Below are 18,811 nucleotides of genomic sequence, written 5' to 3' on the forward strand. Positions count from 1 at the left end.
TCTCACCATCGTGCTGACCGCGGGCCTCGTCGCCACCGCGGCCGGCCTGCTCGGACCGTTCCTCGTGCTGCGCCGCGTCGCGCTGATGTCCGACGCGGTCTCCCACGCCGTCCTGCCCGGGATCGTCGTGGCGTTCCTCGTCTTCCAGTCGCGCGCGCCGCTGCCGGTGATCGCGGGCGCCGCGGTGTTCGCGATCGTCTGCGTGCTCGCGGTCGACGCGCTGCGCGGCAGCGGCCTCGTGAAGAGCGACGCGGCGATCGCGCTGGTCTTCCCCGCCCTGTTCTCGCTCGGGGTCATCGGCATCACGCGGTGGGCCAGCGGCGCCCATCTCGACCTCGACTCGACGATCTACGGGGAGATCGCGTTCGCCCCGTTCGACGTCGTCGCGTTCGGCGGCGTCGAGGTCGCCCGGTCGATCGTGCTGCTCGGCGGCGTCGTGCTGTTCAACCTGCTGCTCGTCGCCGCGCTGTGGAAGGAGCTGAAGGTCACGACCTTCGACCCGGGCTTCGCGCGCACGATCGGCGTGTCCCCCACCGCGATCTCCCGGATCCTGCTGATCGCCGTCGCGATCACGGCGGTCACCGCGTTCGAGTCGGTCGGCGCGATCCTCGTCGTGTCGCTGCTGATCGTGCCCGCGGCGGCCGCGTCGCTGCTGACCCAGCGCCTGTGGGTGATGATCGCGGTGACCGTCACGATCGGGTGGGTCAGCGCGATCGGCGGGTACTCGAGCGCGATCGCGCTCGACGCGTCGATCGCCGGCTGCATGGGCCTCGTCGCGTTCGCGTGCTTCCTGCTGGGGTTGCTGCTCTCCCCGCAGCACGGCGTGCTGGCGCGGCGGGTGCGCGCACGGCGGCGCGGCCGGCGGATCGCCGCCGAGCTCGCGCAGCGCCCGGCCCAGCTACCGCGCGACGACCGTGGTGGTGGGCAGGCGCCGCGGGCCGACCGGGCCGCGGAACGTGCCGCTGACCGTGAACTCGGTGCGGTCGTTCGCGCGCACCGCGGCGCGCGCGTCGCCCGGGATCCGCACGTAGATCGTGCGCCGTCCGATGTAGTCGAGCTTCACCGACCGGGTCGCGATCACGCGGCCGGCGTAGCGGACGGTCAGCGAGCAGCGGCCCTTGTCGTTGCCGCCGCAGGTGACCGGGATGCCGCGGGCGAGCGCGCCGCTGCGCGTCGTGCCGACGGCGGGCGGTCGCGTGAGCGTCCGCTTGTCGACCCCGGTGATGACGCGGATCGCGTTGTTCGCGCGGTCGGACACGTAGACCGTCGAGCCGTCCCCGGGGACCGCGATGCCGCGCGGGTTGTCGAAGCGCGCCTGGCGGGCGGGACCGTCGTCGAAGCCCTGGTTGCCGCCGGCGACCGTCGCGACGACCCCCTCGGGCGACACGACGCGGATGCGGTGCGTGCCGAGGTCGGCGATCCAGACGTAGCCGTCACGGTCGACGTCGATGGCCGCGGGGCGACCGAACGTCGCGTAGCCCGGCGGGCCGTCGCGCACGCCGTAGTTGCCGTTCCCGGCGAAGGTGTGGTGGCGGCCGGAGCGCGTGACGCGCCGGATCCGCTGCTTGCCGTAGTCGGTGACGTAGAGCGACCCGTCGGGGCCGACGTCCACGCCCCACGGCTCGCTGAGGCCGCGGGTGACGACGGTGCGGCTGCGGGTCGTCGGGTCGACCTTGCGCACCCAGCCGGCGTTGGCCTCCGCGACGTAGACCTTGCCCTGCCGGTCGACCGCGGTGTCGCGCGGGAGCGCGTAGAACTGGCCCGGGGTGAGGTCGGTCGTCTCGCCGCCGTTGGAGCGGACCTTGCGCAGCCGCCCGTTCTGGGTGTCGGCGACGTACACGTCGCCGTCCGGTCCGACGTCGAGGCCGCCGGGCCCGTTGAACGACGCGGCGGTGCCGACCCCGTTCTCGGCGTTGCCCTCGCCGGAGCCCGCGAGGGTCTGCACGTCCCCGGACGGCGACACGCGGCGGATGCGGTGCGACTGCGAGTCGGCGACGAGGATGTTGCCGCCGCCGTCGACGGCGATGCCGCCGGGGGCGTTGAACTTCGCCGCGGTGCCGAAGCCGTCCTGCCAGCCGCCCGCGCGGTCCCCGGCGAGCAGCCGGACGACCGCGGGGTTCTCCTGCTGCGGTCCCTGCGCGGGCGCGCTCGCCGGCCCGGTCCCGGCCAGCAGGACGGCGGGTGCGGCCGCCAGCACGGCCGCGGTCCGGCGCAGGATCGGGGAGGACACGGGCATCCACGACCATCGTCGCAGAGCGGCTCCGTCGATGGACCCGCCATCCCGGGTAGGCTCGCGACGATGCCCCACCGTGAGCGGACCGTCGGGGCCGTCCTCGCGGCCGCGATCCTCGTCTCGATCGTCCACTACGTGGACAACGTCGCGGCCTACGACGCCTACCCGGAGTCGGAGACGCTCCCCAACCCGTCCGCCGCGCTGATCGCCGCCTCGTGGTTCGGGTTCACGGCGCTCGCGATCGCCGCCCTCGCGCTGCTGCGACGGGGCCGCGAACGCGCGGCCGCGTTCTGCCTGGCCGGCTACTCCGGCAGCGGGCTGGTCGGGATCCTCCACTACGGGGTCGGCGGGACCGGCGACTTTCCGTGGTGGCGCCACGCCCACATCGTGGCGGACATCGGCCTCGGCGCGGTGGTGCTGCTGCTCGCCGTGCGCACGGCCCTTCGTGCGCGGCCGGGCGGGCCGGCCGCGCACACCGGCTAGACCACCGCCTCCACGCGCCGGGCGGCCAGCCGCGCCAGCCGCGCGCGCATCGCGCCGCCCCCGCCGAGGTAGGCGGCCCCGAGCTGGGCGCGCTTGTAGAACCAGTGGACGTCGGCCTCCCAGGTGAAGCCGATGCCGCCGTGCGCCTGGATCGCGCTCGCGGTCGTCTCGCGCGCCCCGTCGGAGGCGGCGGCCTTCGCCAGCGCCGCGCCCTCCGCGAGCCGCTCGGGGTCCGCGTCGGCCGCCCAGGCCGCGAAGTACGTCGCGGCGCGGGCGCTCTCGGTGTGCAGGAGCATCTGCGCGCAGCGGTGCTGGACCGCCTGGAACGAGCCGACCGGCACGCCGAACTGCTTGCGGTCCTGGACGTAGGCGACGGTCATCTCCAGCGCGCGGGCGCTAACCCCGACGAGCTCGGCGGCGACCGCGACGCGTGCGCGGTCGAGCGCCGCCTCGACGTCGCCCGGCAGCGGGCTGCCCGCGCCCGCCGCTGCGGAGACCCGCGCGTAGCGGCGGGTCGGGTCGATCGCGTCGACGGGCTCGACGGTCGCCTCGTCGCGCTCTTTCAGCCGGATGCCGTCGCCGTCGGCGAGCAGCAGGACCGCGGCCCGGTCGGCGTCCGGCACGAGCGCGTCGGCGGTCCCGACCGTGCCGGTGACCTCGCCGCTCGCCAGGCGCGGCAGCCAGGCGGCGCGCTGCTCGTCGTCGCCCGCGGCCTGCAGGACGAGCCCGCACAGCGCGGTCGCCAGGAACGGGGAGCCGGCGAGCGCGTGGCCGCCCTCCTCGAGCAGGGTGCACAGCTCGACGACGCCGAGCCCGCCGCCCCCGTGCTGCTCGTCGATCGCGATGCCGGGCCAGCCGAGCTCGACGAGCTCGGTCCACAGGCCGTCGTCGTAGGTGCGCGACTCGGCGGCCGCGCGGACGCGCTCGAGCGTCGAGCGCTTGGCGAGGAGATCGTGCGCGGTGCGCTTGATCTCGTGCTGGTCCTCGGAGAAGTCGAAGTTCACGGTGGTGGCTCCTAGGCGGCGCGCGGGAGGCGCAGGACGCGCTCGGCGACGATGTTCTTGAGGATCTCGGTGGTGCCGCCCTCGATCGAGTTGCCGCGCGAGCGCAGCAGCTCGTAGGCCCAGGGCGTGCCGGCGACGAGGGCGTCCGCGCCGACGACGTCGGCGGCGGTCTGCGCGAGCAGCTGGTTGGTCTCCGACCACAGCCACTTGGTCAGCGACCCCTCCGGCCCGGGCTGGCCGTACTTCTCGATCGTGCTGAGCCCGCGGTAGGCGAGCAGCCGGAGGTTCTCGGTGCGCAGGTGCAGGTCGCCGAGGCGGTCGGCGACGACCGGATCGTCGATCCGGCCGTTCTGCACCGCGGCGGTGACGAGGTCGTCGAGCACGTTGCGCATCCGGACCTGCAGGAAGAAGCCCAGGCCGGCGCGCTCGTTCATCAGCGTGGTCAGCGCGACCTTCCAGCCGTTGCCCTCACCGCCGAGGAGGTTCTCGTGCGGGATCCGCGCCTCCTCGATGAACAGCTCGTTGAACTCCGCCTCGCCGGTGATCTGGACGAGCGGCCGGACCTGGATCTCGGCCTGCTCCATGTCCATCAGGAAGTAGCTGAGCCCCTTGTGCTTGGGTACGTCCTGGTCGGTGCGCGCGACGAGCATGCACCACTTCGAGTGCTGGGCACCGGAGGTCCAGACCTTCTGGCCGGTGACGACCCACTCGTCCCCGTCGCGGACGGCCTTCGTCTTCAGCGACGCGAGGTCGGACCCGGCCTCGGGCTCGGAGAAGCCCTGGCACCAGATCTCCTCGGCGCTGAGGATCGGGGTGAGGTAGCGATCCTGCTGCTCCTCCGTGCCCCAGGCCATGATCGTCGGACCGGCGAGCAGCAGCCCGAGGACGTTCGCGGCCAGTGGCGCACGCGCACGGCCGAGCTCCTCGAAGTAGATCGCGGACTGCGTGAGCGTCGCGTCGCGGCCGCCGTAGCGGGAGGGCCAGTGCACCGCCGCCCAGCCGCCGTCGTAGAGCGTGCGCTGCCAGTCGCGACGGAACGCGTACTGCTCGTCCTCGTCGCCGTGGGGCATCTCGCCCGGGTGGTGGTCGGCCAGCCAGCTGCGCAGCTCGTCGCGGAACGCGAGCTCGGCCTCGGAGAAGGTCAGGTCCATCGGTCAGGCCCTCCTGCTTGCGGGATCGGTGGAGGCCGCGCCCTCCATGAGCGCGGCGGCGGTGCGGACGAAGCTCTCGGTGTGGCCCGGGAGGCGCTCGACGCCCTCGGCGTGCACCCGGGCGCAGATGAGCTGGTCGAGGCCGGCGCTGACGACGAACAGCTCGTCGGCGGTGAGCGCACGCAGCGACGGGTCGAGCTTGCGGGCCAGGCGGAACGCGCGCTGGTACTCGGTCGCGAACCGGCGCAGCACGCCGTCCCGCGCGATCTGCGCGGCCGGGCCGGCGGCGTGGATCTCCAGAAGGTAGGTCCGCGCGAACTGCGGCTCGTGGGCGAGCGTGCCGAGGTACGCCGTCATGCCGCCGCGCAGGGCGCCCCGCCAGTCCGTGCTGTCGGCACCCGCGCGGGCGCCCTCGCGGACGCGGGCGAGGAGGACGTCGGTCCCGTGGGCGTAGGCCTCGAGGAAGCACTGCTCCTTCGCTGCGAACAGCCCGTAGAACGTGCCGCGGCTCACGCGCGCGGCGCGGACGACGTCGGCGACGGTCGCGGCGGCGTAGCCCTTCTCGGCGACGACGCGGCTGATCGCGTCGAGGATCCGGGCCCGCTGGGCGTCCTCGACGGTCGGGCCGGCGCCCCCGAGCAGCGGCTCGAGGTCCGGGTGCGTCCCGACGAGACTCCCCTGCTCCACGCCGCGTACCCTAGGAGTACACGACGTGGAACGCAAGGGTACGGGGTCAGCCTCCGCGGGCCGACATCATCGAGGTGCCCCGCGCGAGCGGGCTGAACCCGCCACCGTCGTTGCTGATGATGCCGCCGCCGTTGTCGCTCACCAGGCGGCTCGTCGGGACGAACGTGGTCCCGTCGTTGGCGATCAGCCCGCCGCCGTCGTTGCTGATGATGCCCCCACCGTCGTTGCTGATGATCGCGCCGCTGTGGTTGCTGACGATCCCGCCGCCGTGATCGGAGATCAGGCCGGCGCCGTCGTTGGCGATCAGCCGCTGGGTGCCCATCGGCTGGCCGTCGGGCGCGATCACCGTCCCGTTGTCGTTGATCAGCACCCCGTCACCACGACCGATCGACACGCCCTCGGCGCGGCCGACGACGACACCCGAGGCGTTGACGCCGGGGAGCCGCGCGAGCCCCGTCTGCGCCGGCCGCAGCGCGGGCGTCACGACCCCGCCCGACGCGGTCGCGATCGCGGGCCGGAAGCCGGCGTCGCGACTCGCGGCGACCAGGCCCGCGGTCGTCTCGGGCGGCACGCCCAGGAGCAGCCCGTACAGGCGGGCGATGTCGGCGCGCTCGGTCTCGCTGAGCCGGTTGGCCTGCGCGATCTGCGTCGCCAGGGCGTTGGCGAGCGCGGCCAGCGACTGGCGCAGGACGGTCAGCGTCACCGCCTGGGCGGCCGAGAGCTGCGCGGCGCTCGCCGCGCGCACGAAGCCGCTGCCCCGCCGGATGTAGCGGCTGCCGCCGACCGACGTGAACGCCTGCCGGCGCACGACCGACCCGAGGGACATCAGGTACTCCTGACGGACCTCCTCGCGCGTCGGCGCGTTGTAGCGCCCGCGGCTCACGTACACGTCGTAGCTCCCGGCGCGGCGCGGCACGAAGTCGAGCACCGCGACGCCGCGCAGGTTGGCCCGCGCCCGGGCGGCCACCTCGCCGTCCGGGCCGAACACCTCGACGAGCGCGTTGTCGGCGACCGCCCCGGTGGCGGTCTCCCGCACGGCCACGGTCAGCTCGTTCCCGACGTTGCGCGTCAGCTTCGCATCGGCACCGAGCGGGACCCGGTTGCTCCGCGTGATCCCGTCACCCTCGGAGTAGGTGACCATGAAGTCCGTGTCCGAGCGTGGTCGGGTGACGGTCAGGATCGCCTCGTAGCGCAGCGGCTTGCGGCTGGTCCGCGCGAACCGCACCGCGGTGACGGTCGTGCGCGTCGCCCGGGCGGAGAACGCGAAGTTCACCTCGACGTCGCAGGCGAACCGGTCGAGCAGCTCGTTCGCGGCCCCCTCGACCCGGGCGCCGGGTGCGAACTCCGCGCCCTTGAGCGCCTCGGCGAGCGTCAGCGGGTCGCGGCCCTGCCGCGTCACGACGGCGTCGGGCGCGCAGCGCGGCCGGCCCTTGACGTCGAGCACCGGGTCCCACGCCGCGAGCTCCACGATGACCGGGGTCAGCGCGGACCCGCGGACGGTCGTCCCGGCGGCGGGCACCTGCCGCACCGCGCGGCCGGGCCGGGCCTGAGCGGAGATCCGCTGGGCGGCCGCCTTCGTCAGCCGGGCGACCCGCAGCGTGACCGGGAGGCCCTCGGCGTTCAGCCGCGCCGACAGCGCCGCGGTGCCGAGGCCGGCGTAGGGGGCGCGCAGCAGGTCGGGCATCTTCCGCTCCACGCCGGTGTTGAGCAGCTGCAGGCTCACGGCTCCCGGAGCGGGACCGCCACCACCGGCGGGCGGCGTCGTGCCCCCGCCGCCACCGGCGGGCGGCGCCACGAGGTCGGGGCCGAGGCCGACCAGGGCGAAGCGGACCTTGCCGTTGCGCACGACACGGGCACCCGCCACGGCCACGCCGTCCGAGGTGAGGGCGACGGGCGGCCCGCCGAGCTGCGGGCCGGAGCTGCCGAGCGGCAGGACGGTCGCACCCTCCTCGACGGCGGAGAGGGCCACCACGCCCGCGGGGTCCAGCCCCCCGTCGAGCGAGCCGTCGGCGTTGTACCGCGCGGCCGCCAGGTAGGGGACGAGGCCGCTCGTGAACTCGCCGACGACGACGAGGTCCTCCCCGTCGAAGGCCAGGCCCGCCCAGCTGCTGGCCGCGTCGACCGGGACGCCGCTGATCGGGGAGGGCATCAGCACGACGCCGTCACCGTCGAAGCCGGTGACCGGGGCGCCGGTCGCGTCGAGTCGCGCGACGAACCCCGCGCCGCCGTTCACCGCGGAGCCGGACACGGCGACGCCACCGCCGGGCGCGACCGCGATGCGGTCGGTGAGGACCTGCCCCAGCCCGGGCACCGCCGCGGTGAACTGGGCGGCGAGGCCGGAGCTCAGGGCCAGCACGTCCGCGGTCCGCGCGGCGTCGTCCTGGAGGTTGCCCAGCACGTAGATACGGCCCGTGCCGAGGTCGGTGACGAGGTCGGTGACCCGTGGTGTCGGGTCGGCGACCGTCGTCTCGACCGGCGCCCCGCTGACCCCGGCCTCGCTGATCGTGCGCGCGGCGACGCGGCCGGTCCCGCCGAGGTCGAACGCGACCGCGGTCACGACGCCGCCACCGGGAGCGAGGTCGATCCCCGCCGTGCTCGCCGGGTCGAGCCCGGTGGACACGTACGCCTGGGTGGACACGCCGTCCCCGTCGAACGTCGTGTCGACCTCGCCCGCGGCGGTCAGGCGGACGACGACGTCGTGGTACTGGCCGGCGTCGGCGTACGCGACCTGCACGTAGGTCCGCCCGCCGTCGTCCACGACGAGGCCGCCCCACTCGACGGAGAACGGGTCGGGGATGTCGTCGACGGCCGTGCCGCCGAGCAGGTCCGCGTCGATCGTGGCCACGCCGTCGCCGCTGAAGCTCGGATCGAGCGCCCCCGTCCGCGTGTGCCGCGTGACGGCGATGCCGAAGCCCTCCTCGAACCCGCCGGAGACCAGGCGGCCGTCGGGGTCGACGTCGAGGTCCTTCAGCGCCCCGACGTTGTTCGCCTGACCGACGTCGGTGACCGTGACGCCGACGCCGGTCGTCCCGAACCCGTTGGACAGGAAGCCCGGCGGCGCCGCGACGGCGCTCGAGGCGGTGACGGCGAACGCCGCAGCGGCCGCTGCGGCCACGCGCCGCGCGCGTGCCCCCGACGATGTGATCCCCATCGGTCGAAGGTAGATGATGGCGCGCCACCACCGCAACGATGGCCGCGTTTCCGGCCGATCGAACCCCCGCCAACCGGACCGGCTCAGCGCACGGTGAACGGCACGACGACGTCGCCGCTGCGGTTGTTGTCCGCGTCGGCGGCGACGAGCAGCGCGCGGTAGCGCCCGGGCTTCAGCCGCGCCTTGCGCAGGACGCCGCTGAACGCGTAGTCGTTGTAGCCGACGAAGCCGTCGAAGGTCCGGGTGCCGGCCAGGCGCCAGCGCCCCCGGACGAGCTTCTCGACGTCCAGGACGATGCGGGCGCGCTCGTCGAGCTCGAACCGCAGCGTGCCGCGCGCCCGGCGCAGGACCGGGCCGCGCGCCCACCGCGCCTGCGTGAGCTCGGGGGCGCGCCGGTCGACGTTGACGACCGGCACCGGGTCCGGCGACGGCGCCTCCGGCCGCCCCGGGTTCGGGCTGACCGTCACGCGACCGCGGACGATCCCGTGGAGCTTGCAGACGAAGTCGTACACGCCCGGACGGGTGAACTGCCCGGTGAACGTGAAGCCCGGCGGGTGGTCCGGCGCCGCGGTCCCGGGGTCGGAGTCGATCCCCGACGTGTTGCCGGCGACCGGGCCGACCGAGTGCTGCGTGTCGGGCCCGACCCAGTGCCAGGTGACCTTCTCGTTCAGGTCGATCTGGACGTCCTGGACGCTCCACTGGAAGTTGCCGATCGCGATGTTGCGGTTCGCCGCGTCGGCCGGCAGCGCCGCCCCCAGGAGGACGGCGGTGCCGGCGGCGAGCGGCAGGACACGGCGGACGGTGCGCACGGCGATCACGGCTCGACGATGTACCAGCCGCTCATCCCCTCGTGGAGATGGCTGAAGACGTGGCAGTGGTAGAACCAGCGGCCCGGGTTGTCCTCGGTGAACTCGACGGTCAGCGAGTCCGCCGGGCCGAGCGTCTCGTTGTCGACGACCTTGCCCGCCGCGTTCTTCCAGCGGTGCCCGTGCAGGTGGTACGTGTGGAAGTTCACGTCCATCGCGGTGATGTGCTGCGCCACGCGCTGCCCGACCTTCGCGCGCAGCGTCGGCGTGTTGCCCGTGTAGGCGCGGCCGTTGATGCACTGGAAGCCGCGGGCCAGGCCCGAGGTGGCGGTCGTGATCTGGTGGAACACGAGGTAGTGGTCGACGTCCGGCCGGGGCGCGCCCTTCTTGCGGACGTTGATGAAGCCGAACAGGCCCTTGTAGAGCGGCATCGGGTCCATCGGGCCGTGGTCGTGGTACGGCCACACGCCCTCGGTGCCCTCCTTGCAGTCCCAGACGTACTGGAACGTCTTGCCGGGCTGCACGAACCCGCCGGGATCGGTGAACTGCCCCTTGTAGGCGCCGTCCATCTCGGGCGTGTACTGCACGCCGTGCGGGTGCATCGTCACCGGGATCTTCAGGTCGTTGCGGAAGTTGACGACGAGCGTGTCGCCGGTCTCCGCCTCGAGCACGGGGCCGGGCATCGACACCGGGCCTTTCGGAGCGCCGAAGTTCTCCGTGTACTCCCGGTAGAACCAGCCGGTGAACTTCGTGCTCCCGGTGATCTTCTTGTTCATCATCTCGTCGCGCTTGGTCGGCACGATGTTCCATCGGGCCTTCGTCGCGACGATCCAGTACTCCCGCCGGGTCCCGCCCGGCGCCGGGGTCGGCGTCTGGGCGGGGGTGAGCGGGTTCTGCCGCGCGGAGGCGCGGACCTTCGGCGGGACCTCGATCCCGGCCGAGAGCTTCTCCAGGTCGGGCTCGGGCCCGTCGGAGGCGATCTGCTGCCCGGCGAGGGTGCAGACGAACGCGCCCGCACCCGCTCCGAGGAACGCTCGGCGATCGAGGTTCACGCCGCCCTCCTAGGAGGCCTTCTTGACGACGAGCTTCATCTTCATCGTGCCGGAGTGGAACGTGCAGTAGATCTTGTACGTCCCGGGCTTGCTGATGACCTTCTTCAGCGACTTGCCCTTGATGTCCTTGTTCTTGGACTTCGGCCCGATCGTCACGGTGGCACCGGTCGCGAACGGCTCGGACTGCCACTGGATCTTGCCGCCCTTGGAGTAGGCGAAGTCGTGGGTGTCCCCGATGTCGTCGGGCCACACGAACTTCACGCTGTCGCCGGCGTTGATCGTCAGCACCGGGTCACCGGCACCGTCCTTCTTGGACTTCTTCTTCGCGCCGCCCGCCGGGATGAACTCCTCGGCGCCGTGCTGGATGGAGTACGTCTTGGGTGCCGCGGCCAGGGCCGGCGCGCCGAGCGCCAGCCCCGTGATCGCGACGAGCGCCAGGGACGCGGTCCGCTTCGTGCGCTGCTCGTTGCTCATGCGGGTTCAGCCTCCCTGCCCGTCGATGGGCGTGCGGTCGGCGCGCGGCGGGTGCGGATGCTTCTTCCACGACTCCTCCTGCGCCTCGGTCTTGGTCAGGTAGTCGGCCACCTCGGCGACCTGGGCGAGGTCGGTGGCGTTCTGCGGGTTGTTGCAGCCCGGGTACAGCAGCGGCTGCGGCAGCGCCCCCGCGTCGTAGGTGGTCCCCGCCGACTGGTTCTCCCAGCAGTTCCCGCTCCCGGCGCCGTCGTTCCAGACGTCGGTGCCGTTGGCGTCGTCGTAGGCGGCGCCCATGACGTTGAAGCGGACCTTGTTGTTGCGGTTCGTCGCCGGCGCGTAGGTCGGGTCGGACACCGTCATGATGCCCCACTTGAAGTTGCCGAAGACGAGGTTCGCGCGGACGTCCCAGTTCGTGGTGCCGAGCAGGACGATGCCCACGCCGGTCGGGTACTGGAACGAGCCGGTCGCGGCCGGCAGCGGCTTGACCTTCGAGCCGGCCTTGAAGTAGTTGAAGTTGTTCCAGTAGACGAGGTTGTCGGTGACCTTGCCGTCCTGGGCCGGCGGGAACTTCTCCGAGCCGAGCGTGTTCGGGGCCACGCCCGCACCGTTGTTGTAGAACTCGGAGAACTGGATCGTCACGTACTTCGAGTTCGTGCCGGAGTAGCCGAGGACGTTCTCGTAGCCCTCGACGTGGCTGATCAGCGACGGCTTGGGCTTCTCCTGGAACGGGGTCTGCCCGATGTAGAAGGCGGAGTCGCCGTGGCCGTAGCCCTTGAGTAGGTCATGCGGCCGCCGATGCAGTTGAACGCGTAGAGGCCGTAGGCGCGGTTGAAGCCGGCGATCAGGCGGTCCATCACGTAGCCGTCGCAGTTGCGGACGAAGAAGCCGTTGGCCGGGAAGTTCTGCGCGGTCATGTTGCGCATCTCGACGTTGTCGGCGCCGTCGACGAAGATGCCGTTCTGGGCGGGGTTGCCGTCGGGGCGCTTGGCGCCCTTGCCCTCGAGGACGACCTCCTCGGGCTTCGTGCCGAGGCCGATGATCTTCAGGTTGTCCTTGGTGTCCTTGACGTCGACACCCTCGGTGTAGGTGCCCGGCTTGATCTTCACCGTGGCGCCCGCGGGGGCGGCGTCGACGGCCTTCTGGATCGAGCTGAACGGGCAACCGCGGCGGCAGACGGTGAAGTTCGTGACCTTCTTGGTCGCCTTCTTCTTCGTCGCCTTCTTCTTGGCCGGCTTCTTCGTGGCGGCCGACGAGGCCGTCGGACCGGCGGCGGTGGCGGCGGCGACGGGCCCGACGGGCACGATCGCCAGCGCGGCCAGCGCGGCGGTCAGGGTGATGCGCTTCATGTGGTGTGGCTCCCTGGTGCGATGAACGCGGTGAACGGTCGCGTACAGTAGTGGAAAGCTGGACGTCTGTCCAAGGTTTCTGTCCTACGATTCGACCGTGTTCGTGCTGCAACGTCGCGCCCTGCTCGTTCTTGCGCTCCCGGCCCTCGTCGCGGCGGGCTGCGGGGACGACGAACCGACCCCGGCGGGCACCACGGTCGACGTGGTCTTCGCGGCCGACGGCCTGCAGGTCACGCCGACGACCGTGCCCTCCGGCGAGGACGTGACCCTGCGCGTCTCCGCGCAGGACGGCCGCCCGCACGGCGTGACGCTCGACGGCGCCCCCACCACGGTGCGCGTGGTCGTGAAGCCCGGCGAGACCCGCCAGACGCCCGCCGGCGAGCTGCCCGACGGCACCTACCGCGTCGCGCCCGACGGCGCGACCGAGCCGGTGCCCGTGACCGTCGGGCCCTGAGCGACCGCCGCGACCGAGCGGCGCGGTGACGGATCTCCCCCTCCGGGACACGGACGCGACCGTACCGGCGTCACGCGTCGCGTGCGCGAGGCATACTGCCCACCGTGTCGTCCATCCGTCGCGTCCCGATCGTCGCGCTCGCCTGCGCCGTCGCCCTCGGCGCCGCCGGCTGCGGCGCCTCGGAGAAGCCGGAGCGCATCGCCCGGTTCACGATCGAGGCGCCCGAGCTCTCCCCGATCAGCCTGCCGACCTCGAGCCCGAGCGACGCCCCGGACGCGCCCGCACCCGCGTCGGCGACCGGGACGACCGCGGCGCCGCGCGGGGACGGCGGCAGCGACGGCACGCGCGTCGCCGAGGGCGCCCCGACCGACGCGGAGATCGCCGCCGAGCTGCGCCAGGCGTTCAAGACGCCCGAGGGCGAGCTGGCCGACCCGGACCGCAGCATCGTCGACACCGCGACCCTCGCCTCCGGCGGCATCGCGACCGTGCCGCCGAGCGCCCCGCCGGAGGTCGCCGCGATCATCCGCGCGGCCAACCAGGTCGCCACCAAGCCGTACATCTACGGCGGCGGGCACGGCCGGCTCGCCGGCGAGACCTGGGTCGACAGCGGCTACGACTGCTCCGGCTCGATCTCGTTCGCGTTCGCGTCCGCCGGGCTGATCGACGCCCCGATGGTCAGCGGCGCACTCGCGAAGTGGGGCAAGCCGGGCCCGGGCAAGTGGATCACGATCTACGCCAACGGCGAGCACGCCTGGATGACCGTCGGCGGCCTGCGGTTCGACACCAGCGGCCTGCGCGAGCGCGGCTCCCGCTGGCAGACCGCCAGCCGCAGCACCGCCGGATTCACCGTCCGGCACCCGCCCGGCCTGTAGAGGTCCCCATCGGGCATCCGCCGGGCCGCGCGCCAACGCGCTGAAGTTCGGGCCCTCCCGTGCCGATAGCGCGGGACGATGGCGCTCGCTCCCACACGTCCCGACGGCTTCGAGACCCCCGGACGCTCCCGGCCGGACCGGCCCCCGCGCCGCTGGCGCGCAGCCTCCGACGAGTTCCTCGTCCGGGCCGCCGCCCGCGGCCACGAGGGCGCGCTCGCCGCCATCCACGACCGCTACCGCGCGCCGCTGGAGCGGTACTGCCGCACGATCGTGCTGCAGCACCACGACGCCGAGGACGCCGCCCAGTCCGCGCTGGCGGCCGCGCTGCGCGCCCTCGCCGACGGGCGCGCCCGCCCGCACGCCCTGCGCGCCTGGCTCTACCGGATCGCCCACCGCGAGGCGCTCGCCGTCCTGCGCCGGCGCCCGCCGGCCACCGCGGGGGACGACACGGTCCTCGCGCTGCTGCCGTCGCCGCGGCCCGACCGCGTCGACACGCGCGCCGACCTCGCCGAGCTGCTCGGCGACCTGCGCGCCCTGCCCGAGCGCAGCCGCAGCGCCCTGGTGCTGCACGAGCTCGCCGGGCTGTCGTTCGACGAGATCGGCGAGACGCTCGACATCTCCTCCGCCGCCGCGCGGCAGGCCGCCTACGAGGCCCGCACGAAGCTGCGCGCCGGGCGTGCCGAGCTCGCCGCGCTGTTCCCGCTCGGGCCCGCGCTCGCGCTGGCGGGCAGCGCCGCGGGCGCCGGGGCGGCGGGCGCCGCCGGGGCGGCGACGGCCACGGGCGGGGCCGGCGCCGCCGGCCTGCTCGGCGGGATCTTCGGCGGGGCGGGCGTCGCGGCGAAGTGCGCCGCCGTCTGCGCGACCATCGGCGTCGTCGGCGCCGGGTCCTACTCCGTCACGCACCCGCCCGCCCCCGAGCGCGACCGCGACCGCCCCGCCGTCGTCGAGCGCGCCGAGTCCCGGCCCGCCGCGGACGACCGGGCCGCTGCGAGCCCGGACCCCGATCCGGTGGCCGCCGCTCGCGAGGCCGACGCCGCGCAGCGCGCCGCGGCACAGCGCCGCGCCGACGCGCGCGCCGCGCGCCGCGAGCGCGCCCGCCGCGCCGCCGCCCGCGACGCCCGCGCCCAGGCCCGCGCCCGGACGCTCGAGCAGGCCCGTGACGACCGCCACCGGCAGGCCGCGAGCACTCCCGCCACCCCGGCGGCGGCACCCGAGCCCGAGCCCGACGTCAGCGGCGTCGACGTCGAGGAGAGCCCGACGGGCGGGGCGGCCGATCCCGCCGCCACGGCGACGACCCCCGCTCCCGCGACCACGGCGGCGACCGCCCCGGGGAACGCGGTCGGCTCCGGTGAGGTCACCGGCGAGGCCAGCGAGGACGTCGTCGCCATCACCGTCGAGTAACGCCGACGCGCCACCTTCGCGGCGGGGCCTGACATTCGCCCCGCCACCCCCCTCTGCAGTGGTGAGGCACATCACGCGCCTCGGTCCAAGGCACACCCGTCGTGAGACGGGGTCGCAAAACCAGGGGCCTCCGCCCGGAGGTCGCCCAGTCGCCCGAGAAGGAGCACCCAGATGACCCGCATGTCCCGCCTCGCCGCCACGGCCCTCGCCGCCGTCGCGATCGTCCCGGCGACCGCCCAGGTCGCCAACGCCGACGTCAAGGCCACCGCCAGCGCGAGCGCCACGATCGACGTCGCCAGCCACCTCAAGAAGGCCAGCACCGCCACCGCGAAGCTGTCCGCCCACATCGAGGCCGGCCGCGACGGCGCCGCGCTCAAGGTCCTCAAGGTCGTCCGCCGCGAGACCACCACCGCCGCCCGCGACGCCCGCCGCCTCGCCCTGCGCGTCACCGGTGATGCGTCGGCCGAGCGCGCGATCTGGGCCCTCACCGCCGCCGGTGCCGCCCAGTCGCAGGCCGCCGGCGCCTACGTCGACCTGCTCGTCGACACCGACGGACGCCTCCAGCTCTCCCTCGCCGGCGCGCTGCCGTCGAGCGTCGCCAGCCGCGACGCGGTCGTCCAGTCGCTGACGACCCTCCTCGACAAGCTCAAGGACCCGGAGCTCCAGGCGCTCGCGTCCCAGGCGCTCGCCGCGCTCGCCGCGCAGACCCCGTCGACGCTCGACGAGCTCGCCGACATCCCGGTCGACCAGATGCCCGTCCGCGTCGCGAACATCGTCAAGACGGTCATGGACACGACCACCCAGGCGATCGACCTGCTCACGCAGCGCATGTCCGCGCTGATCCCGACGCTGCCGACCGCGGCGCAGGCCCCGATGACCCAGGCGCTCGCCTCCGTCGGCCAGATCCTGAAGACCGTCACCGACGGCGTGGCGCAGATGTCCACGAGCATCGCCGGCTCGATCCAGCAGATCATCACCGCGCTGAAGCCGGCCGCGGCGGCCGCCCCGAACGCCGGCGGCGAGATCGACGCGGACGTCGAGACCGCTGCGCAGCTCGACGGCTCGGTCAACGTCTCGATGCCGAGCCTCGGCAGCCTGATCCCGAACCTCAGCGGCGTCGTCCCGGGCTTCGGGAGCTTCATCAACAACCTGCTGGGCAACCTGCCGTTCGTCGGCGCGCTGCTCGGCGGCCGCTAGGACCCGGCGGCACCGTCACGGCCCGGTCGCGCCCCGCGCGACCGGGCCGTCGTCGTTCGCGGGCGCCCTCAGCGGATGCGGAACGACCGGATCGCGCCCTCGACGTTGCAGTCGCTCTGCGCGGCGCAGTCGATCCGGTAGGCCTGCCAGTAGTAGCGGCCCGGCTTGTTGAGGAAGTAGTCCTCCAGGGCGCTGTAGGTCTCGGTCTTCTTCGAGAACGTCGAGCCCTTCTTCCCCATCTTGCGGAAGTAGAGGTCGTCCTTGGCGGCGAGCGTGCCGTCCTTGCCCTTCTTCTTGGACTTGGAGACCTTCAGGAAGACGGCGCCCTGCCCCCGCGAGCGGACCTTGAAGGTGAACGCCTTCCCGGCGGTGAGGCTCTTGCCGTTGGACGGGGCCAGCGGCGTCGGCCCGCCGGTGGCGGCGGTCGCGGACGTCCCGGTCGCCACGAGGGCGGTCGCGGCGGCCACGGCGAGGATGCGTGCGGGGCGGCTCATGGTGAGAACCGTAACCCTCAGGCGACCCGTTCGATGCGCACGTCGCGCGCGCCGCGCAGGCGCGCGAGCGCGTTGAGCGCCTCCTGCGCCGCGCCCCGGGCGCCGCGATCCTCCAGGTGGAGCGTGTGGACCCGCAGCACCCCGCTCTCGCGGTCGTGGGCGGCGTCGGCGCGGGCGACGAGCCGCTCGCCGTCGAGGATCGGCAGCACGTAGTAGCCCCAGCGGCGCTTCGGGGGCGGCACGTAGATCTCCAGCCGGTGGTCGAAGCCGAACAGCGTCGCGGTGCGCGCGCGGTCGCAGAGGACGTTGTCGAACGGGGAGAGCGCCAGCCGGCGCGTGCCGGGCTCGAGGGCGGAGGCGGTCGCGAGATCCTCGCGACGCGCGTACCACGGGCCGCGCAGCAGCTCGCCGTCGTCGCCGCGGACCGCCACCGCGGTGAGCGGACCGCGCGGCCCGCTCAGCGCGGCGAGCGTGCCGGGCAGGTCGTCGTAGCGGTTGCGGGTGAAGTGCGCGCGGACGTCGGGGCCGCGCGCGACGCCGAGCATGCCGACGGCACGCTCGACCGCCCGACGGGTGATGCGCGACGACGGGATCGGCGCGACGTCGGTCAGGTCGTCGGGCAGGCACCGCTCCAGCAGGTCCCAGCGCCGCGCGCTCGTCGCGGTCGGGGACGGGCCGCGGTCGGCGACCCCGACCTTCCCGGTCAGCCACAGCAGGTCGAGCATCCGCGCCACCGTCTGGCGGCCGGAGACCTCGTCGGTCCAGTGCCCGTGACGCCACGGCGCCGCCGAGCGGTCCTCGAGCGCCGCGGCCGGCAGCGGGCCCGCCTGCCGCAGCGTCCGGACCACGGAGCGGGCGAACGCGGCGTTCTCGGCGAGGAAGGCGCGGGCGCGCGCGGCGCGCGGCGAGGACTGCGCCAGCCACCGGCGCATGCGGTGACGGTGGAACGGCAGGTCCCCGGTCCAGCACAGCGACGCCTCGTGGCACCAGTACTCGAAGAGCGCGCGCCGCCCGTACGCCGCCTCGTGCAGCGCCGCCTCGTCGATCGCCCCGAGCCGCGCGTGGAGCACGAGCAGCGGCGAGCGCGCGACGGTCGAGACCGGGTCCAGCTGCAGGCACCCGATGCGCTGCACCACGCGGGCGATCCGCGCGGCGCCGTCCCCGTCCCGCGGGCCCCAGCCTGCGGGGGTCTGCGCCCCCAGACCCTGGGCGTGCAGCGCCATCCGCCGGGCGAGGGCGGCGGGGATCTCGGGGATCTGCGCCATGATGCCCCCATCGTGCCCGACCCGCCCGACGCCCAGACCCGTCCCTCCGAGGCGCCGCCCTCCGCACTCGCCGACGCGATCGGCGGGCCGCTCGGCATCGCCGAGTCGGCGCTGCCCGCCGCCGCGTTCGTCGCGGCGTCGACCGCGTCGGGCGGGGACACGACGCTCGCGGCGATCGTCGCCGTCGCGCTCGCGCTCGTCCTCGCGCTCGCCCGGATCGTGCGCGGGCAGACCGTCCAGTACGCGCTCAGCGGCCTGATCGGCGTCGGGTTCGCGGCGTTCATCGCGGCGCGCACCGGCAAGGCGGAGAACTTCTTCCTCCCGGGCCTGCTCGCCAACGCGGGCTACGCGGCCGCGTTCGCGGTGTCGATCACGCTCCGCCGCCCGCTCGCGGGCTACGTCGCCGTGGCGGTCGCGGGCGGCAACCCGCTCGCCGCCTGGCGGGAGGACCCCGCGTACCTGCGCGTCGCGACGCGCGCCTCCTGGGTGTTCGTCGGCGTGTTCGTCGGCCGGCTCGCGGTACAGCTGCCGCTGTACCTCGCCGACGCGCTCGTCGCGCTCGGCGTCGCGCGCGTGGCGATGGGCCTGCCGCTGTTCGCGCTCGGCGGCTGGCTCGCGTGGCTGCTGATGCGCGGCGTGCCGATCCCGGCGGTCGCGCGGCCCGACGCGGACGGCGACGCGACCTCCGACGACGACGGGCCGCCCGCCGCTCCCGGCCGGCTCGCCGGGGAGGCCGACTGA

At 74.2% G+C, this 18,811-nt stretch carries 18 protein-coding genes, 1 pseudogene and 1 riboswitch; of the genes and pseudogenes, 7 read left to right on the forward strand and 12 right to left on the reverse strand.

The features are described from left to right. Positions 1-64: 64 nt before the first annotated feature. A pseudogene (locus GKE82_RS12800) lies at positions 65-745 on the forward strand (metal ABC transporter permease); the annotation flags it as partial. 153 nt (positions 746-898) lie between these two features. Here the strand turns inward: GKE82_RS12800 and GKE82_RS12805 are convergent. Further along, the gene (locus GKE82_RS12805) at positions 899-2,236 is read right to left on the reverse strand and encodes a hypothetical protein (RefSeq protein WP_154733558.1); all 1,338 of its coding nucleotides are present in this window, start codon (positions 2,234-2,236) and stop codon (positions 899-901) included. 63 nt (positions 2,237-2,299) lie between these two features. On the opposite strand from GKE82_RS12805, the gene GKE82_RS27095 reads away from it, so the two are divergent. Beyond that, positions 2,300-2,716, forward strand: a complete 417-nt coding sequence (locus tag GKE82_RS27095; RefSeq protein ID WP_196189428.1) for a hypothetical protein — start codon at positions 2,300-2,302, stop codon at positions 2,714-2,716. Here GKE82_RS27095 and GKE82_RS12810 read toward each other — a convergent pair. The 9 genes from GKE82_RS12810 to GKE82_RS12850 all read right to left on the reverse strand — a co-directional run bounded on the left by GKE82_RS12810 (position 2,713) and on the right by GKE82_RS12850 (position 12,387). Continuing rightward, positions 2,713-3,720: an acyl-CoA dehydrogenase family protein gene (locus GKE82_RS12810; RefSeq protein WP_196189201.1), complete on the reverse strand. Its 1,008-nt coding sequence runs from the start codon at positions 3,718-3,720 to the stop codon at positions 2,713-2,715. The two genes, GKE82_RS27095 and GKE82_RS12810, sit on opposite strands and share 4 nt — an antisense overlap. A gap of 11 nt (positions 3,721-3,731) precedes the next feature. Then, on the reverse strand, positions 3,732-4,871 hold the full coding sequence (locus GKE82_RS12815) for an acyl-CoA dehydrogenase family protein (RefSeq protein WP_154733560.1): 1,140 nt from the start codon (positions 4,869-4,871) through the stop codon (positions 3,732-3,734). Positions 4,872-4,874: 3 nt separating this feature from the next. Next, positions 4,875-5,558 carry a TetR/AcrR family transcriptional regulator gene (locus GKE82_RS12820; protein WP_196189202.1) on the reverse strand — a complete coding sequence of 228 codons (684 nt, stop codon included), beginning with the start codon at positions 5,556-5,558 and terminating at the stop codon, positions 4,875-4,877. A 46-nt stretch (positions 5,559-5,604) separates the two neighbouring features. Beyond that, entirely contained in the window at positions 5,605-8,709 is a 3,105-nt protein-coding gene (locus GKE82_RS12825) for a hypothetical protein (RefSeq protein ID WP_154733562.1), read from the reverse strand. A gap of 83 nt (positions 8,710-8,792) precedes the next feature. Continuing rightward, a complete protein-coding gene (locus tag GKE82_RS12830; protein ID WP_154733563.1) occupies positions 8,793-9,527 on the reverse strand; it encodes a plastocyanin/azurin family copper-binding protein in 735 nt (244 codons plus the stop codon). Further along, positions 9,524-10,567: a multicopper oxidase domain-containing protein gene (locus GKE82_RS30790; RefSeq protein ID WP_107567280.1), complete on the reverse strand. Its 1,044-nt coding sequence runs from the start codon at positions 10,565-10,567 to the stop codon at positions 9,524-9,526. The genes GKE82_RS12830 and GKE82_RS30790 overlap by 4 nt, the downstream gene beginning before the upstream one ends. 9 nt (positions 10,568-10,576) lie before the next feature. After that, positions 10,577-11,041, reverse strand: a complete 465-nt coding sequence (locus tag GKE82_RS12840) for a plastocyanin/azurin family copper-binding protein (protein ID WP_154733564.1) — start codon at positions 11,039-11,041, stop codon at positions 10,577-10,579. A 6-nt stretch (positions 11,042-11,047) separates the two neighbouring features. After that, complete coding sequence (locus GKE82_RS12845) at positions 11,048-11,680, reverse strand: hypothetical protein (protein ID WP_154733565.1); 633 nt, start codon at positions 11,678-11,680, stop codon at positions 11,048-11,050. Positions 11,681-11,739: 59 nt separating this feature from the next. Beyond that, the gene (locus GKE82_RS12850) at positions 11,740-12,387 is read right to left on the reverse strand and encodes a pectinesterase family protein (protein ID WP_154733566.1); all 648 of its coding nucleotides are present in this window, start codon (positions 12,385-12,387) and stop codon (positions 11,740-11,742) included. Positions 12,388-12,484: 97 nt separating this feature from the next. Here GKE82_RS12850 and GKE82_RS12855 point away from each other — a divergent pair, with 97 nt between their 5' ends. From GKE82_RS12855 to GKE82_RS12870, 4 genes are all read left to right on the forward strand, one after another. Then, positions 12,485-12,841, forward strand: a complete 357-nt coding sequence (locus GKE82_RS12855) for a cupredoxin domain-containing protein (protein ID WP_196189203.1) — start codon at positions 12,485-12,487, stop codon at positions 12,839-12,841. Between the two features lie 104 nt (positions 12,842-12,945). Then, entirely contained in the window at positions 12,946-13,713 is a 768-nt protein-coding gene (locus GKE82_RS12860) for a hypothetical protein (RefSeq protein WP_154733568.1), read from the forward strand. 78 nt (positions 13,714-13,791) lie between these two features. After that, on the forward strand, positions 13,792-15,114 hold the full coding sequence (locus GKE82_RS12865; protein ID WP_154733569.1) for an RNA polymerase sigma factor: 1,323 nt from the start codon (positions 13,792-13,794) through the stop codon (positions 15,112-15,114). Positions 15,115-15,193: 79 nt separating this feature from the next. Next, a riboswitch (cyclic di-GMP riboswitch) is annotated at positions 15,194-15,271 on the forward strand. A 14-nt stretch (positions 15,272-15,285) separates the two neighbouring features. Further along, entirely contained in the window at positions 15,286-16,311 is a 1,026-nt protein-coding gene (locus GKE82_RS12870) for a hypothetical protein (protein ID WP_154733570.1), read from the forward strand. A gap of 68 nt (positions 16,312-16,379) precedes the next feature. On the opposite strand, the gene GKE82_RS12875 is transcribed toward GKE82_RS12870, so the two are convergent. Both GKE82_RS12875 and GKE82_RS12880 read right to left on the reverse strand, forming a co-directional pair. Beyond that, on the reverse strand, positions 16,380-16,805 hold the full coding sequence (locus tag GKE82_RS12875; protein WP_107567287.1) for a hypothetical protein: 426 nt from the start codon (positions 16,803-16,805) through the stop codon (positions 16,380-16,382). A 17-nt stretch (positions 16,806-16,822) separates the two neighbouring features. Continuing rightward, positions 16,823-18,070: a DNA glycosylase AlkZ-like family protein gene (locus tag GKE82_RS12880; protein ID WP_154733571.1), complete on the reverse strand. Its 1,248-nt coding sequence runs from the start codon at positions 18,068-18,070 to the stop codon at positions 16,823-16,825. 12 nt (positions 18,071-18,082) lie between these two features. On the opposite strand from GKE82_RS12880, the gene GKE82_RS12885 reads away from it, so the two are divergent. Continuing rightward, positions 18,083-18,811, forward strand: coding sequence for a DUF3159 domain-containing protein (locus tag GKE82_RS12885; protein WP_309233576.1), 729 nt, complete (start codon positions 18,083-18,085; stop codon positions 18,809-18,811).

The organism is Conexibacter sp. W3-3-2, assembly GCF_009707605.1.
Taxonomy (GTDB): domain Bacteria; phylum Actinomycetota; class Thermoleophilia; order Solirubrobacterales; family Solirubrobacteraceae; genus Paraconexibacter; species Paraconexibacter algicola.

What these genes read in the sequence shown, in the direction of transcription:
- GKE82_RS12815 (WP_154733560.1), bottom strand. Translation starts at nt 4,871, where the DNA reads ATGGACCTGACCTTCTCCGAGGCCGAGCTCGCGTTCCGCGACGAGCTG.
- GKE82_RS27095 (WP_196189428.1), top strand. Translation starts at nt 2,300, where the DNA reads ATGCCCCACCGTGAGCGGACCGTCGGGGCCGTCCTCGCGGCCGCGATC.
- GKE82_RS12805 (WP_154733558.1), bottom strand. Translation starts at nt 2,236, where the DNA reads ATGCCCGTGTCCTCCCCGATCCTGCGCCGGACCGCGGCCGTGCTGGCG.
- GKE82_RS12875 (WP_107567287.1), bottom strand. Translation starts at nt 16,805, where the DNA reads ATGAGCCGCCCCGCACGCATCCTCGCCGTGGCCGCCGCGACCGCCCTC.
- GKE82_RS12840 (WP_154733564.1), bottom strand. Translation starts at nt 11,041, where the DNA reads ATGAGCAACGAGCAGCGCACGAAGCGGACCGCGTCCCTGGCGCTCGTC.
- GKE82_RS12825 (WP_154733562.1), bottom strand. Translation starts at nt 8,709, where the DNA reads ATGGGGATCACATCGTCGGGGGCACGCGCGCGGCGCGTGGCCGCAGCG.
- GKE82_RS12865 (WP_154733569.1), top strand. Translation starts at nt 13,792, where the DNA reads ATGGCGCTCGCTCCCACACGTCCCGACGGCTTCGAGACCCCCGGACGC.
- GKE82_RS12850 (WP_154733566.1), bottom strand. Translation starts at nt 12,387, where the DNA reads ATGAAGCGCATCACCCTGACCGCCGCGCTGGCCGCGCTGGCGATCGTG.
- GKE82_RS12870 (WP_154733570.1), top strand. Translation starts at nt 15,286, where the DNA reads ATGACCCGCATGTCCCGCCTCGCCGCCACGGCCCTCGCCGCCGTCGCG.
- GKE82_RS12880 (WP_154733571.1), bottom strand. Translation starts at nt 18,070, where the DNA reads ATGGCGCAGATCCCCGAGATCCCCGCCGCCCTCGCCCGGCGGATGGCG.